General features: G+C 73.4%; 13 protein-coding genes. All 13 read left to right on the top strand.

All coding sequences use genetic code 11. From position 1 onward, the window contains the following. Positions 1-230: 230 nt before the first annotated feature. A complete protein-coding gene (locus E6U81_RS38820; protein ID WP_240804273.1) occupies positions 231-581 on the top strand; it encodes an alkyl sulfatase C-terminal domain-containing protein in 351 nt (116 codons plus the stop codon). A 201-nt stretch (positions 582-782) separates the two neighbouring features. After that, positions 783-2,267, top strand: a complete 1,485-nt coding sequence (locus E6U81_RS38825; RefSeq protein ID WP_240804274.1) for an aldehyde dehydrogenase family protein — start codon at positions 783-785, stop codon at positions 2,265-2,267. Between the two features lie 15 nt (positions 2,268-2,282). Further along, positions 2,283-3,872, top strand: coding sequence for a GMC oxidoreductase (locus tag E6U81_RS38830; protein WP_136234698.1), 1,590 nt, complete (start codon positions 2,283-2,285; stop codon positions 3,870-3,872). Next, entirely contained in the window at positions 3,869-4,984 is a 1,116-nt protein-coding gene (locus E6U81_RS38835) for a glycine betaine/L-proline ABC transporter ATP-binding protein (protein WP_136234699.1), read from the top strand. Before E6U81_RS38830 ends, E6U81_RS38835 begins: the two co-directional genes overlap by 4 nt. Positions 4,985-5,036: 52 nt before the next feature. Next, positions 5,037-7,100 (top strand): ABC transporter permease subunit, encoded by a 2,064-nt coding sequence (locus E6U81_RS38840; protein ID WP_240804275.1) that lies wholly within the window; start codon positions 5,037-5,039, stop codon positions 7,098-7,100. A 1-nt stretch (position 7,101) separates the two neighbouring features. Next, on the top strand, positions 7,102-8,094 hold the full coding sequence (locus E6U81_RS38845; RefSeq protein WP_136234700.1) for an ABC transporter substrate-binding protein: 993 nt from the start codon (positions 7,102-7,104) through the stop codon (positions 8,092-8,094). Positions 8,095-8,539: 445 nt separating this feature from the next. Next, positions 8,540-9,145 (top strand): hypothetical protein, encoded by a 606-nt coding sequence (locus E6U81_RS38850; protein WP_136234701.1) that lies wholly within the window; start codon positions 8,540-8,542, stop codon positions 9,143-9,145. A gap of 122 nt (positions 9,146-9,267) precedes the next feature. Beyond that, positions 9,268-10,008: a hypothetical protein gene (locus tag E6U81_RS38855; RefSeq protein WP_136234702.1), complete on the top strand. Its 741-nt coding sequence runs from the start codon at positions 9,268-9,270 to the stop codon at positions 10,006-10,008. Between the two features lie 139 nt (positions 10,009-10,147). Beyond that, positions 10,148-11,260 (top strand): LLM class flavin-dependent oxidoreductase, encoded by a 1,113-nt coding sequence (locus E6U81_RS38860; RefSeq protein ID WP_136234703.1) that lies wholly within the window; start codon positions 10,148-10,150, stop codon positions 11,258-11,260. Beyond that, the gene (locus tag E6U81_RS38865; protein ID WP_136234704.1) at positions 11,257-11,919 is read left to right on the top strand and encodes a CE1759 family FMN reductase; all 663 of its coding nucleotides are present in this window, start codon (positions 11,257-11,259) and stop codon (positions 11,917-11,919) included. The genes E6U81_RS38860 and E6U81_RS38865 overlap by 4 nt, the downstream gene beginning before the upstream one ends. Before the next feature lie 6 nt (positions 11,920-11,925). Next, complete coding sequence (locus tag E6U81_RS38870) at positions 11,926-12,447, top strand: hypothetical protein (RefSeq protein ID WP_136234705.1); 522 nt, start codon at positions 11,926-11,928, stop codon at positions 12,445-12,447. Positions 12,448-12,598: 151 nt separating this feature from the next. Next, complete coding sequence (locus E6U81_RS38875) at positions 12,599-14,104, top strand: MFS transporter (protein WP_136234706.1); 1,506 nt, start codon at positions 12,599-12,601, stop codon at positions 14,102-14,104. Positions 14,105-14,152: 48 nt separating this feature from the next. Beyond that, a complete protein-coding gene (locus E6U81_RS38880; protein WP_136234707.1) occupies positions 14,153-14,593 on the top strand; it encodes an SRPBCC family protein in 441 nt (146 codons plus the stop codon). The last annotated feature ends 144 nt before the right edge of the window (positions 14,594-14,737 follow it).

Below are 14,737 nucleotides of genomic sequence, written 5' to 3' on the forward strand. Positions count from 1 at the left end.
GGCCGCCCCAGCACGGGCCGAGGCAGCAACGGCTGCACGAGTTCCCACTCAGCGTCCGACAGTTCATGGCGACGTATCACCCGACCATGATCCACAACGCAAGATCACTTTGACGACAGACCCTAGGCCACGGCGCCGAGAACGGCCCCTGGCGCAACTTCTACCTCACCGCCGCCCTCGAACTGCGCTCCGGCGAGCAGCCCGCCCTCCTTGACCCCACGAACCCCCAGATGGCCGTGGCCCTGACCACCGAGATGCTCCTGGACTCCCTCGCCATCCGCATCGACGGTCCCAGGGCCTGGGACGAGGACCTCACCATCGACCTCGCCCTCACCGACGAGCAGCGGCGCCACCGCCTCACCCTCCACAACGGCGCCCTCACCCACCGCTCCGTCCCCCTCGACCGCACCCCCAGGACGCCGCCGGCCCTCACCCTCGGCCTCACCCGGCCGCAGCTCTTCGCGATCCTGACCGGTCAGGGACTCGACGGCGTGACCACGGACGGTGACCCGGCATTCCTGCGCCGGCTCTTCTCCTACGTCACCGAGCCGGACAACGCGTTCCCCGTCGTCACGCCCTGACCGGCCGCCCGGCGGCCCGCGAGGCCTCCCCAGCTGTCGTATATGCCCCGATCTGCCCCGTATCTCCGCGGGGCGACGGGGAGTGACTCCCGTCACTTCCAGTGACGGATGGGACATGGCTTCCGACGTCCGGGGCAAGCGCGCCCGAGCAGCACCGCCGCGGGTAGGCCGCGGTGGCCGGAATCGGAGGTACAGCGCGTCGTGTCCGAGCAGACGACCATCCACATCGCCGGGACCTGGCGTTCCGCCGTATCAGGAGCCACCCGAGAGGTACTCGACCCGGCGGACGCCACGGTCCTCGCCGTCGTCACCGAGGGCGGCACCGCGGACACCGACGCGGCCGTCAGCGCCGCCCGCGCGGCCTTCGACGGAGGGGAGTGGCCCCGGACCCCCGTGCTGGAGCGTGCCGCGCTCCTGCGCCGCGCCGCCGTGCTGCTGCACCGCGACCGCGACCGCATCGCGCTGCTGGAGAGCCGCGACGCGGGCAAGACCCTGGAAGAGGGCCGCGTGGACGTGGACTGCGTCGCCGACGCCTTCCTCTACTTCGCCGACCTCGTCTCCGGCGAGAGCGCCGGCCGCGTGGTCGACGCCGGCACCCCCGACGTCCACAGCATCGTCGTCCACGAGCCCGTCGGGGTCTGCGCCCTGATCACCCCGTGGAACTACCCGCTCCTCCAGGCCTCCTGGAAGATCGCCCCCGCCCTCGCCGCGGGCAACACCTTCGTGCTCAAGCCCAGCGAGATCACCCCGCTGTCCACGGTGGCCCTCATCGGGCTGCTGGTGGAGGCCGGCCTGCCGGCCGGCGTGGCGAACCTGGTCACCGGCGCCGGCGACCCCGTCGGTGCGCGCCTCGCCGCCCACCCCGACGTCGACCTCGTCTCCTTCACCGGCGGTCTCACCAGCGGTACGAAGGTGATGCGCGCCGCCGCCGACTCCGTCAAGAAGGTCGCCCTCGAACTCGGCGGCAAGAACCCCAACGTCGTCTTCGCCGACGCCTGCGCCACCGACGACGGCTTCGACACCGCCGTCGACCAGGCCCTCAACGCCGCCTTCATGCACAGCGGCCAGGTCTGCTCCGCGGGGTCCCGGCTCATCGTCGAGGAGACCGTCGCCGAGCGCTTCGTCGCCGAACTCGCCCGCCGCGCCGACCGGATCCGCCTCGGCCGCGGCACCGACCCGGGCGTGGAGTGCGGGCCGCTGGTGTCCGCCGCCCAGCGCGAACGCACCGAGGAGTACGTGGCCTCCGCCCTCGCCGAGGGAGCCGTCCTGCGCTCCGGCGGCGTACGGCCCGACGGGCCCGGCTACTTCTACCGCCCGACCGTGCTCGACCGCTGCCACCGGGGGATGCGCGTCGTACGGGAGGAGGTCTTCGGGCCCGTCCTGACCGTCGAGACCTTCCGCACCGAGGCCGAGGCCGTCGCGCTCGCCAACGACACCGAATACGGCCTCGCCGGCGCCGTCTGGACCTCCGACCCGGGCCGCGGCCGCCGCGTGGCGGGCCGGCTGCGCCACGGCACCGTCTGGATCAACGACTTCCACCCCTACCTCCCGCAGGCGGAGTGGGGCGGTTTCGGCAAGTCCGGCACCGGACGCGAACTGGGCCCCTCGGGCCTGGCCGAGTACCGCGAGACCAAGCACGTGTACCAGAACCTCGCCCCGCGCCCCGTGCGCTGGTTCGCGGGCTGAAGGAGGAGCACAGCCATGACCACCCCCACGCATGCCCCCACCCCCGGCACCGCCCCCGCAGAGCACGAGCCCGTGCACGAGTACCGGTACGACTACGTCGTCGTCGGCGGCGGCACCGCCGGCTCGGTGATCGCCTCCCGCCTCACCGAGGACCCGGACGTCACCGTCGCCGTCATCGAGGGCGGCCCCAGCGACGTCGACCGCCCCGACGTACTCACCCTGCGCCGCTGGATGGGCCTGCTCGGCGGCGAGCTCGACTACGACTACCCCACCACCGAGCAGCCCCGCGGCAACTCGCACATCCGCCACAGCCGCGCCCGCGTCCTCGGCGGCTGCTCCTCGCACAACACCCTGATCTCCTTCAAGCCGCTCCCGTCCGACTGGGACGAGTGGGAGCAGGCGGGGGCCGAGGGCTGGCACGCGGCCGCCATGGACCCCTACTTCGACAAGCTCCTCAACAACATCGTCCCGGTGGCCGAGAAGGACCGCAACGCCATCGCACGCGACTTCGTCGACTCCGCGCAGAGCGCCCTCGGCGTCCCGCACGTCGAGGGCTTCAACCGCAAGCCCTTCCACGAGGGCGCCGGCTTCTTCGACCTCGCCTACCACCCCGAGGACAACAAGCGCTCCTCCGCGTCGGTGGCGTACCTCCACCCCGTCATGGACGAACGCCCCAACCTCCGCATCCTGCTGGAGACCTGGGCCTACCGCCTCGAACTCGACGGCACCCGGGTGCGCGGAGTGCACGTGCGCGCCTCGGACGGTACCGAGTCCCTGATCACCGCACGCCGCGAGGTGCTCGTGTGCGCCGGCGCCGTGGACACCCCCCGGCTGCTGCTGCACTCGGGCATCGGCCCCCGCGCGGACCTGGAAGCCCTCGGCATCCCCCCGGTCCACGACCTGCCCGGGGTGGGGGAGAACCTGCTCGACCACCCCGAGTCGGTGATCGTCTGGGAGACCGACGGCCCGATACCGGAGAACTCCGCGATGGACAGCGACGCCGGTCTCTTCGTCCGCCGCGACCCCGAATCCGCGGGGCCCGACCTGATGTTCCACTTCTATCAGGTCCCCTTCACCGACAACCCCGAGCGCATCGGCTACGAACGCCCCGCCCACGGAGTGTCGATGACCCCCAACATCCCCAAGCCGCGCAGCCGCGGCCGCCTCTACCTGACCAGCGCGGACCCCGAGGTGAAACCGGCCCTGGACTTCCGCTACTTCACGGACGAGGACGACTACGACGGCCGCACCCTCGTGGACGGCATCAAGCTCGCCCGCAAGATCGCCGCGACCGAGCCGCTCGCTGGCTGGCTGGGGCGCGAGGTCTGTCCCGGCCCGGAGATCACCGGTGACGAGGAACTGAGCGCCTACGCCCGCTCGGTCGCGCACACCGTCTACCACCCGGCCGGCACCTGCCGGATGGGTGCGGCCAACGACCCGGGGGCCGTCGTGGGTCCGGACCTCAAGGTCCGCGGACTCGAGGGCATCCGCATCGCGGACGCCTCCGTCTTCCCGACCATGCCCGCGGTCAACCCGATGATCGGAGTGCTCATGGTCGGCGAGAAGGCAGCCGAACTGCTGACCCGCGACGGCGGTGCCCGATGAATCCCGTGAACACCCCGACCCCTGCCGCGCCCGGTACCGCGTCCGCCGGCGGCCCCGCCGGGTCCGCCGTCTTCTCCGTGGACGGCCTCTGGAAGGTCTTCGGCCCCGACAAGGCCGCCGCGAAGGTCCCCGGCTCCGCCGACGCCGGCCTGCCCGCCGCCGAACTGCGCGAGCGCACCGGCTGCACCGCTGCCGTGCGCGACGTCACCTTCGACGTCCGCAAGGGCGAGGTCTTCGTGGTGATGGGACTGTCCGGATCCGGCAAGTCCACCCTCGTGCGCTGTCTCACCCGCCTCATAGAGCCGACCGCCGGAAGCCTGGCCATCGACGGCGAGGACGTCCTGGCCATGGACGCCACCCGGCTGCGCGCCCTGCGCCGCCACCGCGCCGCCATGGTCTTCCAGCACTTCGGCCTCCTCCCGCACCGCACCGTCCTCGACAACGTGGCGTACGGACTGGAGATCCAGGGCGTCGGACGCGGGGACCGCCGGACCAAGGCCGCCGAACTCGTCGCCAAGGTCGGCCTGGACGGCCTGGAGGACCGGCGTCCCGGCCAGCTCTCCGGCGGCCAGCAGCAGCGCGTCGGCCTGGCCCGCGCCCTCGCGGCCGACCCCGAAGTGCTCCTGTTCGACGAGCCGTTCAGCGCCCTCGACCCCCTCATCCGGCGAGAGATGCAGGAGGAGGTCGCCCGGCTCCACCACGAAGAGGGCCGCACCATGGTCTTCATCACCCACGACCTCGCCGAGGCCCTGCGCCTGGGCGACCGGATCGCGCTGATGCGCGACGGCCGCATCGTCCAGCTCGGCACGCCGGAGGAGATCGTCGGCTCGCCGGCCGACGACTACGTACGGGACTTCGTCCGCGACGTCCCGCGCGAACAGGTGCTCACCGTCCGCACCGCGATGCGCCCCGCCGCCGCGGGCGAGGCCGAACAGGGGCCCGCGCTGGCCCCCGCCACCACCGTGGCCGAGGCCATCCAGGCCGTCGCCCGCAGCGGCGGACCGGCCCGCGTCGTCGACGGCGGCCGCTGCCTCGGCGTCGTCGACGACGCCGGGCTGCTCGCCGTCGTGGCCGGGCTCCCGGCCCCGACCGGACGGGGGGTGGCGGCATGACCTGCCCCGACCGTCCCCCGACCCGTGTCCCCGACCCCCGGAGGTGGTGCGCATGACCGCGACCCCGACCCACGCACAGGCCGGCTCCCGGGCCGCGGTTCCCGCGCAGGCCCGGCAGTCCTCCGGCCGGCCCGCCGACCCGGCCGCCCCGCGCCCCGCGCCCGCCGCGCAGGACCGCCCCCGCAGAGGCCTGCGCGGCCCCGGCGCGGGCCGCGCGTTCCTCCTCCCGATGGGCATCGCCCTTGTCCTGCTGGTCCCGCTCGCCGCAGCCTTCCCCGGCGCCGGCAGCTGGCCCGCCGCCCTCGCCGTGGACCTGTCCGGCCCGCTCGGCCGCGCCGGCGACTGGATCATCGACCACCGCGACAGCCACCCGCTCTTCCTCTACCTCTTCGGCCACGTCAGCAATGTCGTCGTGGTGGCCGTCCGCGCCGTGTACGTGCTCCTCCTCGCCGCCGGCTGGACCGGGGTCACCGCACTGGCCGCCCTGGTCGCCTGGCGCCTCGCCGGCATCCGCCTCGCCCTGACCTGCGCCGCCGCGTTCGCCGCCTGCGGACTGCTCGGCATGTGGGTGCCGACCATGCAGACCCTCGCGCTGATGGTCGTGGCCGTCGCCGCCTCCGTCGTACTCGGCGCCCTGCTCGGCCTCGCCGCGGGACTCTCCCCGCGCGCCGACCGGCTGCTGCGCCCCGTACTCGACACCATGCAGATCCTGCCGGCCTTCGCGTACCTGCTGCCGATGGTGCTCGTCTTCGGCATCGGCGTGCCCGCCGCAGTCCTCGCCACCGTCGTCTACGCCGCCCCGCCGATGGCCCGCCTCACCGCCCTCGGCCTGCGCGAGGCCGACGCGGGCGTCATGGAGGCCGCCGCCTCGCTCGGCGCCACCGGACGCCAGCGGCTGCTGACAGCCCGCCTCCCGCTCGCGCGCCGGCAGCTCCTGCTCGGCGTCAACCAGGCCATCATGACCGGCCTGTCCATGGCCGTCATCGCCTCCGTCATCGGCGCCGGCGGCCTCGGCGACCGCGTCTACCAGGCCCTCGCCTCCGTGGACGTCGGCGCCGCCCTCGCCGCAGGCATCCCGATCGTGCTGCTCGCCGTGGTGCTGGACCGCACCGCCGACGCCGCGGGCCGCCGGCTCGGCGCCGAACCCGTACCGCTCGGCGAGCAGCACCTGCTGCGGCGGGTGTTCGCCGGCTGGTACGGCCGCCTGCTCACCCTCCTCGCGGCGGTGGCCGTCGCCGTCGTCGGCCGCATGGCCGGCACCTCCGTCTGGCCGGAGTCCTGGACGGTCTCCCTGGCCGATCCGGTGAACTCCGCCGTCGCCTGGATGACCGACCACCTCTACTCCGGCGTGCCCGTCGTCGGCGGCACCGCCGACTGGGCCGCCCGTTTCACCGGCTGGATCCTCGACCCGCTGCGCAGCGGGCTCCAGGCCGCCCCCTGGTGGCTGCTCCTGCTCCTGGCCTGCGGGCTCGCCCTGCTCGCCGGCACCTGGCGCACCGCACTGACCGCGGTCCTCGCCCTCGCCGCCGTCGGGGTGCTCGGCGTGTGGGAAGCCTCCCTGGACACGCTGTCCCAGGTCCTGGCCGCCGTCGCCGTCACCCTCGTCCTCGGCTTCGCGATCGCCGTGGGAGCGGCCCGCAGCGCCCGCGCCGAGCGACTGCTGCGGCCCGTCCTCGACGTGTGCCAGACCCTGCCGCAGTTCGTCTACCTCATCCCCGTGGTCGCACTGTTCGGCGTCGGCCGCGCCCCGGCCGCCGCGGCCGCGATCGTGTACGCGCTGCCCGCAGTCGTCCGGATCACCGTCCAGGGCCTGCGCGAGGTGGACCCGGCCGTCGTGGAATCCGCCCGCTCGCTCGGCGCGACCCGTGCGCAGCTGCTGCGTCAGGTCCAGCTGCCTCTCGCCCGGCCCGCGCTGCTGCTGGCCGTCAACCAGGCCGTGGTCCTGGTCCTGGCCGTCGTCATCATCGGCGGCCTCGTCGGCGGCGGCGCGCTCGGCTACGACGTCGTCCTCGGCCTCGCGCAGGGCGACCTCGCCACCGGCCTGGTGGCCGGCGCCGCGATCGTCTGCCTCGGCCTGCTCCTCGACCGTGTCACCCAGCCCGCGAAGGAGGCCTGACATGCGCGGTGGTACACACCTCCGGCGCCCGCTGCGCCACCACCGGCGAGGCGCGGCCGTCCTCGCCGCCGCGACCGGACTCGCCGTCCTCACCGGCTGCGGGGCCGCCGACATGACCCGCCAGGCCTCCCCGTACGCCGCCGCGGAAGGCGCGAAGACCGTCACCCTCTCCGTCCAGTCGTGGGTCGGCGCCCAGGCGAACACCGCAGTCGCCTCCTACCTTCTCGAACACGAGCTGGGCTACCGCGTGGACACCGTCCAGGTCGACGAGGTGCCCGCCTGGGACGCCCTCAGCCAGGGGCGCGTCGACGCGATCCTGGAGGACTGGGGCCACCCCGAACAGGAAAAGCGGTACGTGGAGGGCAAGAAGACCATCACCCGCGGCGGGGACCTGGGGGTGACGGGCCACATCGGCTGGTTCGTCCCCACGTACTTCGCCGAGGCCCATCCGGACGTCACCGACTGGAAGAACCTCGACAAGTACGCCGACCAGCTGCGCACCCCCGAGAGCCGCGGCAAGGGCCAGCTGCTGGACGGCTCCCCGTCCTACGTCACGAACGACAAGGCCCTGGTGAAGAACCTGGGCCTGGACTACGAAGTGGTCTTCGCGGGCTCCGAGGCCGCCCAGATCACCCAGATCAAACAGTTCGCGAAGGAGCGCAAGCCCTTCCTGACGTACTGGTACGAGCCGCAGTGGCTGTTCGACCGTGTCCCGATGACCGAGGTGAAGCTGCCCGAGTACACCGAGGGCTGCGCGGACGACCCGGAGAAGGTGGCCTGCGCCTACCCGCACACGCCGCTGCAGAAGTACCTCAACACGCGCTTCGCCCGCTCGGGCGGCGAGGCGGCGGAGTTCCTGAAGAAGTTCCGCTGGACGAAGGCCCAGCAGAACGAGGTCTCCCTCATGATCGCCGAGGAGAAACTGTCACCGCAGCAGGCGGCGAAGAAGTGGGTGGAGCGCAACGAGAACGTCTGGAAGCCCTGGCTGACCTGAAGTCCTGCCCACCCCGTGCCCTCCCCCGGGGGAGGGCACGGGCGTCCGGCGACGACAGGCTGTCCCTCCGGCAGGCCGACGGCTGGTACGCGTACCCCTTGGTCGGCGAAACACGGCAAGCAGAGGCCCGCCTCGCCTACGCCATGCCTGAGGCCGAGGCCGCGCAGGTCAGGGGCGGCGCGTCCGGGTGCGAGCCATGACGCGGCCCAGCATCGGCACGAGGAGGCGGACCGACCGGCCCGTCAGGGGAGCCGATCCCACCGGACGGCCCGGAGCGGCCCGCCGCTGCGCTGCGCCAACCCGGCATCGTCTCGGGGAACCGCGCCCCCGCACGCCCGTGGAAGGGCCGGGCGCGACGTACGGTCGAGCGACCCGGCCGGACATCGCCACCGGAAAGCGCGCCGGCCGGCACTCCTCGATGCCATGACCGGAACAGGAGCAGCCGTTGCTTCTCTACGCCCAGACCCCCGCGCGGCGGAACCGCCAGATCCTCGCGGACCTGATCGCGCTGCTCCTGATCGCCGCGGCCGTGACGTTCGCCCTCACCGTCCACGGCGCGATCATGATGCTGGCCGAGCCGGGACGGAAGGTGGAGAGCTCCGGCGACAGCCTGGCCGCGGCCCTCGACGACGCCGGGGAGACGGCGTCACGGGTCCCGCTCGTCGGCGACCTCCTGAAGGCGCCGTTGCGGTCCGCGGCCGACGCCGGCAGCGGCATCGCCGACGCCGGTCAGTCGCTGCAGGACATCGTCGGCCAGGTGGCGTTCCTGGCCGCGCTCGGCCTGATCGTCGTCCCCGTGGCGTTCGTGCTCCTGCTGTGGCTCCCCCTCCGCGTGCGCTGGATCCGTCGCAGCGCCACCATCCGCCGCCTCCGCGACGCTCCCGGGGGCGCCGACCTGCTCGCGCTGCGCGCCCTCACCGGCCCGCCGGGTGAGCTCGCCGCCCTGCCCGCCCCGCCCGGCGGCCTCGCGGACGCCTGGCGCCGCGGCGACCGGCAGGTGATCTCCGACCTGTCCGGGATCACCCTCACGCGAGCGGGTCTGCGGCCCTGACGGCCGTCTGGAAGGATCAAGGGCTACGGTGCCCCTGATCGCTGTTTTCCGGCCGTCGGGCGTTGCGCGGCCGAGGTGCGCTGCGGCACCCACCGCACCATCCGAGTGACGAGGAGGATCTGATGAGCGTGGCCGACGGGGGGCGGCAGTGGCCGGACGAGGTGAGCGTCGAGAACGCGAGGGCGACGCTGCTGCAGCTCCTTGCGCGGGCGGGGGTTCCCTCCGATGACGCGCGGCAACTGATCGGGCTCCTGGAGGCGGGCGCACTCGCACTCGCGCACGAGGAGCTGAGCGCCGCTCGGAGCGTGCCGGCGGAGGAGGGGGAGAACGGGGCGGAGGGCTCGGAGGGCGTGGAGGAGGCCGGTGCCCGAGCCGTCCTCGAGGAGCTCGGCGCCGTGGCCGAGCGGACCCTGGTGCGGGCCGTCGGGGCGGAAGGGGAGCAGGGCCCGGCGGGGGAGCGCCCTCGGGCCAGGCGCATGGAGGTCGAGCGCGCGCGGGTCGCGGTCACCCCCCTGTACCTGTCGTTCACCGAGGTGTCGGAGCTGGATCCCGAGGTGACGGACGAGGTCCTCGCCGCCGTCCTCGGCACGATGAGCCCCCGGCAGCGGGCCGGGTACGCCGGGCGGCTGACGGAGTTCGCGGCGGACCACGAGAGCCGGCTGGAGCGGATGTTCGCCGGGTTCGGACCCGGCAGCGCCATCACGATGCACGGCCGCTATTCGCTCCTGCACTCCGCCACGAGCATCGCCGTCCTGGAGCGGCTCGCCGCCGCACCGCGGGAACTGCGCGAGGAGTGGGACGCCGTCGAACTGCCGCCCGCGTGGCTGGACGGGCTCACGACCGCCTGGAACGCTCCGGCCTGACAGCCACCGCGAGGCGACCGCACGATCACTGCCGCCCGGACCGCCCCGCCGGGCGGCCCCCGCCCCCTTGGGAATACCTCAGCCGCACCCCTCGTTTGCGGGTATAGTTGAATCGTAAACAACCTTGGGAAGGGGAGCCATGCAGTTCGGGATCTTCACCGTCGGAGACGTCACTGCCGATCCGACGACCGGACGCGTGCCCAGCGAGCACGAACGCATCAAGGCGATGCTCGCCATCGCGCAGAAGGCCGAGGAGGTCGGCCTCGACGTCTTCGCCACCGGCGAGCACCACAACCCGCCGTTCGTCCCCTCCTCGCCGACGACGATGCTCGGCTACATCGCCGCACGCACCGAGAACCTGATCCTGTCCACATCCACGACGCTGATCACCACGAACGACCCGGTGAAGATCGCCGAAGACTTCGCGATGCTCCAGCACGTCGCGGACGGCCGCGTCGACGTGATGATGGGCCGCGGCAACACCGGGCCGGTCTACCCCTGGTTCGGCAAGGACATCCGCGACGGCATCGACCTCGCCGTCGAGAACTACGCGCTGCTGCGCCGGCTGTGGGACGAGGACGCCGTCACCTGGAAGGGCAAGTTCCGCACGCCGCTGCAGTCCTTCACCTCCACGCCCCGTCCCCTCGACGGCGTCGCGCCCTTCGTCTGGCACGGCTCCATCCGCTCCCCGGAGATCGCCGAACAGGCCGCGTACTACGGCGACGGCTTCTTCCACAACAACATCTTCTGGCCCGCCTCCCACACCCGGCAGATGGTGAACCTCTACCGGCAGCGCTACGCCCACTACGGGCACGGCACCCCCGAGCAGGCCATCGTCGGTCTCGGCGGCCAGGTGTTCATGCGCAAGAACTCGCAGGACGCGGTGCGCGAGTTCCGTCCGTACTTCGACAACGCGCCGGTGTACGGCCACGGCCCGTCCCTGGAGGAGTTCACCTCCCAGACGCCGCTGACCGTCGGCTCGCCCCAGGAGGTCATCGAGCGGACTTTGTCCTTCCGGAACTACGTCGGCGACTACCAGCGCCAGCTGTTCCTGATGGACCACGCCGGCCTGCCCCTGAAGACCGTCCTGGAGCAGCTCGATCTGCTCGGCGAGGAAGTCGTACCGGTGCTGCGCAAGGAGTTCGCGAACCTCCGCCCGGCCGGCGTGCCCGACGCGCCGACCCACGCCGCGCGGGTGGCCGCCGCCACGACCGCTGCCGAGGAGAGCCCGAAGGAGGAGACGCGGGCATGAGGATCGTCGTCGTATCGGCGGGACTGAGCTCGCCCTCCTCCACGCGGCTGCTCGCCGACCGGCTCGCGGCCGCGACCCGGGAACACGTGGACGCCGAGACCGAGGTCATCGAACTGAGGGAGCTGGCGACGGAGATCGCCCAGCACTTCGTTACCGGGTTCCCGCCCGCCCGACTGGCCGCCGCGCTCGACGCGGTGGCGGCCGCGGACGGCCTGATCGCCGTGACACCGGTGTTCGCCGGCTCCTACAGCGGCCTGTTCAAGTCCTTCTTCGACCTCATCGACAAGGACTCCCTCACCGGCAAACCGGTGCTCCTCGGCGCGACCGGCGGCACGGCCCGGCACTCGCTGGTCACCGAGCACGCTCTGCGCCCGCTCTTCACGTACCTGCGCGCGCTCGTCCTGCCGACCGCCGTGTACGCGGCCTCGGAGGACTGGGGCGAGGAGGGACTGGCGCAGCGGATCGCCCGCGCGGGCGCCGAGCTGGCACGCTTCACGGCGCCCGCCGCGGTCCCCGGCCCCGCCGCCGCGCACGACGTCGACACCGCCGCCGCGATCGCACCCCGGTCACTGACCGGGGCGATCACGTCGGTGGACCCCGCGGACGGCTTCGTGACGGTGCCGTTCGAACAACGGCTGGCAGCGCTGCGGGTCCCGTAACCTCTGTTGCGCCACGCCCGCCGCCCCTTGGCGGCGGGCGGCGGGGACCTGCCGGCCCGCCGGCGCCCGCACTCCCTCTCCGAGTCGTGGATCCAGGACCCCCGCATATCCGGAGCCCTGGTCCGGCAGCTGGCGACGGAACCGGCCGTCGCGGCCTCCCGCACCACTCTGCTCGTCCGGGCGGTCGACCTGGAAGCGGCCGAACCCGAACTGCTGCGCTCGCTCGGTGAGCTGACCGGAGCGATCGAGGGCCGGCCCGTCCGCGCGGCCCGCGCGGCAGAGGGTCTCAAGGACGCACTGCGATACGGCTCACCGATCGCCGACCCCGCCGCCGCCCTCGCCGCGGTCCGCTCCCTCGGCGGTGACGGCGGTCTCGTCGAAGGCCTCCTCGCCGTCGCCCTGGCCACCGCCGTCGGAATCCGCCAGAACTGGCCTGACGCCTGCCGCGCCGCCGTCGTGGCACTGCGCCGTCACCCCGAACGGGAGGTCCGAGAGGCCGCGTACGCCACCGTCGCGTGCGAGAAGTGAGTACGGCCTGACGGCGTGAGCCCCCGACCGGAGGCCCCAGGCACGCCCGGGGCCCGGCCGGGGGCGAGTGCACAGGTGCGGACAGCAGTGGACAGTGGGCGCCCCCGCCGGGCATGGAAAGTGGACACCGCCCGGCGTGAGTCTGTGCGCCATGAACCTCGGACGTACGAAGGACACCACGGCGGCCCCACCCCGCCCGGGACCCGCACTCGCGGCGCTGGCCGCGGCGCAGTTCACCGTCATGCTGGCCACCTCGATCGTGAACGTGGCCCTGCCGCAGATCCGCGCCGGCGTGGGACTGTCGGACGGCGGCACCACCTGGGTGGTCAACGCCTACGGCCTGGCCTTCGGCGCGCTGCTCCTCGCCGGGGGCCGCGCGGCCGACCTCCTCGGCCGCCGCCGGGTCCTGCTCGCCGGCCTCGCGGTGTTCGCCGGATCCTCGCTGGCGGCGGGCCTCGCCGCCTCCCCGGCCGTGATGATCTCCGCCCGCGCGGCGCAGGGTCTCGGCGCGGCGGTCATCGCCCCGGCCGCGCTGGCCCTGGCGATGGACCTGTTCCCGCCCGGTCCCGCCCGGGGGAGAGCACTGGGGGTGTGGGGAGCGGTGTCCGGCGCGGGCGGCGCGGTCGGCGTCCTGCTGGGCGGCGTACTCACCCAGGCGTGGGGCTGGCCCTGGGTCTTCCACATCGCCGCTGTCGGCGCGCTGCTGGCACTGGCCGCCGTGGCGGCGCTCGTCCCGCGGGGCACCGGTAGGGGGACCGGGCGGTTCGACCTGCTGGGGACCGTCGCCGTCACCCTCGCCCTCACCTGCCTCGTCTGGGCACTGACCAGCGCACGGGCGCTCGGCTGGACGAATCCGGGGGTGCTCGGCGCCCTCCTCGGTGCCGCCGTACTCTTCGCCGCCTTCGCCGTCATCGAACGCCGCAGCACGGACGCCCTGATACCGCCGAGGCTGTTCGCCACCGGCCAGGTCGCCGCGGGGAACCTGCTGATGGCACTGCTGGGTTCCGTGTGGATCGCCCTGTTCTTCTTCCTGCCGCTCTACCAGCAGCAGGTCCTCGGGATGAGCCCGCTCACCACCGGCGCCGGCCAACTGCCCCTCGCCGTCGCCAATATGCTCGGCGCCGTCGCGGCGCCCCGGATCTCCCGCCGCATCGGTGCGACCGCGACCGTGGTCGCGGCCCTGCTCACCGAGGCCGCCGGAATGCTGTGGCTGTCACGGATGACGGCCGAGGGGACCTACCTCGTCGACATCCTCGGCCCGAGCGTCCTGGTCGGCCTCGGCCTCAGCGTCGCCTTCGTCCAGCTCACCGCCCTCGCCGTGGACGGAGTCCCGCGGCAGGACACCGGCCTGGCCGGGGGACTGGTCAACACCACGCGCCAGGTCGGCGGCGCGATCGGCCTCGCCGCCCTGGCCACCCTGGCCGGCTCCGTCACCGCCCAAGCGGCCGGCCACCAGCCCCACCTCGAAGCCCTCACCGCCGGCTACCGCACCGCCTTCGCGGTCTCCGCCGCCATCCTCGCGGCCTCCGCGCTCCTCGCCCTGCCGCTCACCCGCCGGGGCCGGCCCGCCCGCGGCACGCACCTTCCGTCCCGCACGCCCGAGGCGCCGCCCTCCGCGGGCGAGGCGCCGCAGCACGCACCTGCCCCCACCCCCTGATCCAGAGCCCGACGACCCCACCCGTTCCGGAAACCGACAGGACACCGCATGCACACCATCGACACCACCGCCCCCGTAGTGGTCGGCCTCACCACGCAGATCGACGCCCCCCTCGCCACCGTCTGGTCGGTGCACACCGACGTCGACGACTGGCCGGCCTGGAACACCGGCGTCGACCAGGCGCGGCTCGACGGGCCGCTGGCGGTCGGCACCAGCTTCACCTGGCTGACCCACGGGATGAGCATCACCTCCACCGTCCGCGAACTCGTCCCCGGCCGACGGATCGTCTGGGACGGCACCGTCCAGGGCATCGTCGGCATCCACGTCTGGACCTTCGAACGGACCGACGACGGCGTCGCCGTCAGCACCGAGGAGTCCTGGAGCGGGGCACCCGTCGACGCCGCGGCCGACGAACTCACCACGGCCCTGCGGACCTCCTTGCAGAGCTGGCTGGACTGCCTCAAGGCCCGCGCCGAGCAGCCCGCCTGACCGCCCGTCATTCATTGCTTGAAGGAGTTCGTGTCATGACGATTGCGAAGCCGCCCTACCTGACCGGCCATTTCACCCCCGTCGCGGAGGAAGTCACCGCCACCGGCCTCACCGTCGAGGGCACCATCCCACCCGAGCTCTCCG

It is taken from the genome of Streptomyces sp. A0592 (assembly GCF_004795115.1).
Lineage (GTDB): Bacteria > Actinomycetota > Actinomycetes > Streptomycetales > Streptomycetaceae > Streptomyces > Streptomyces erythrochromogenes.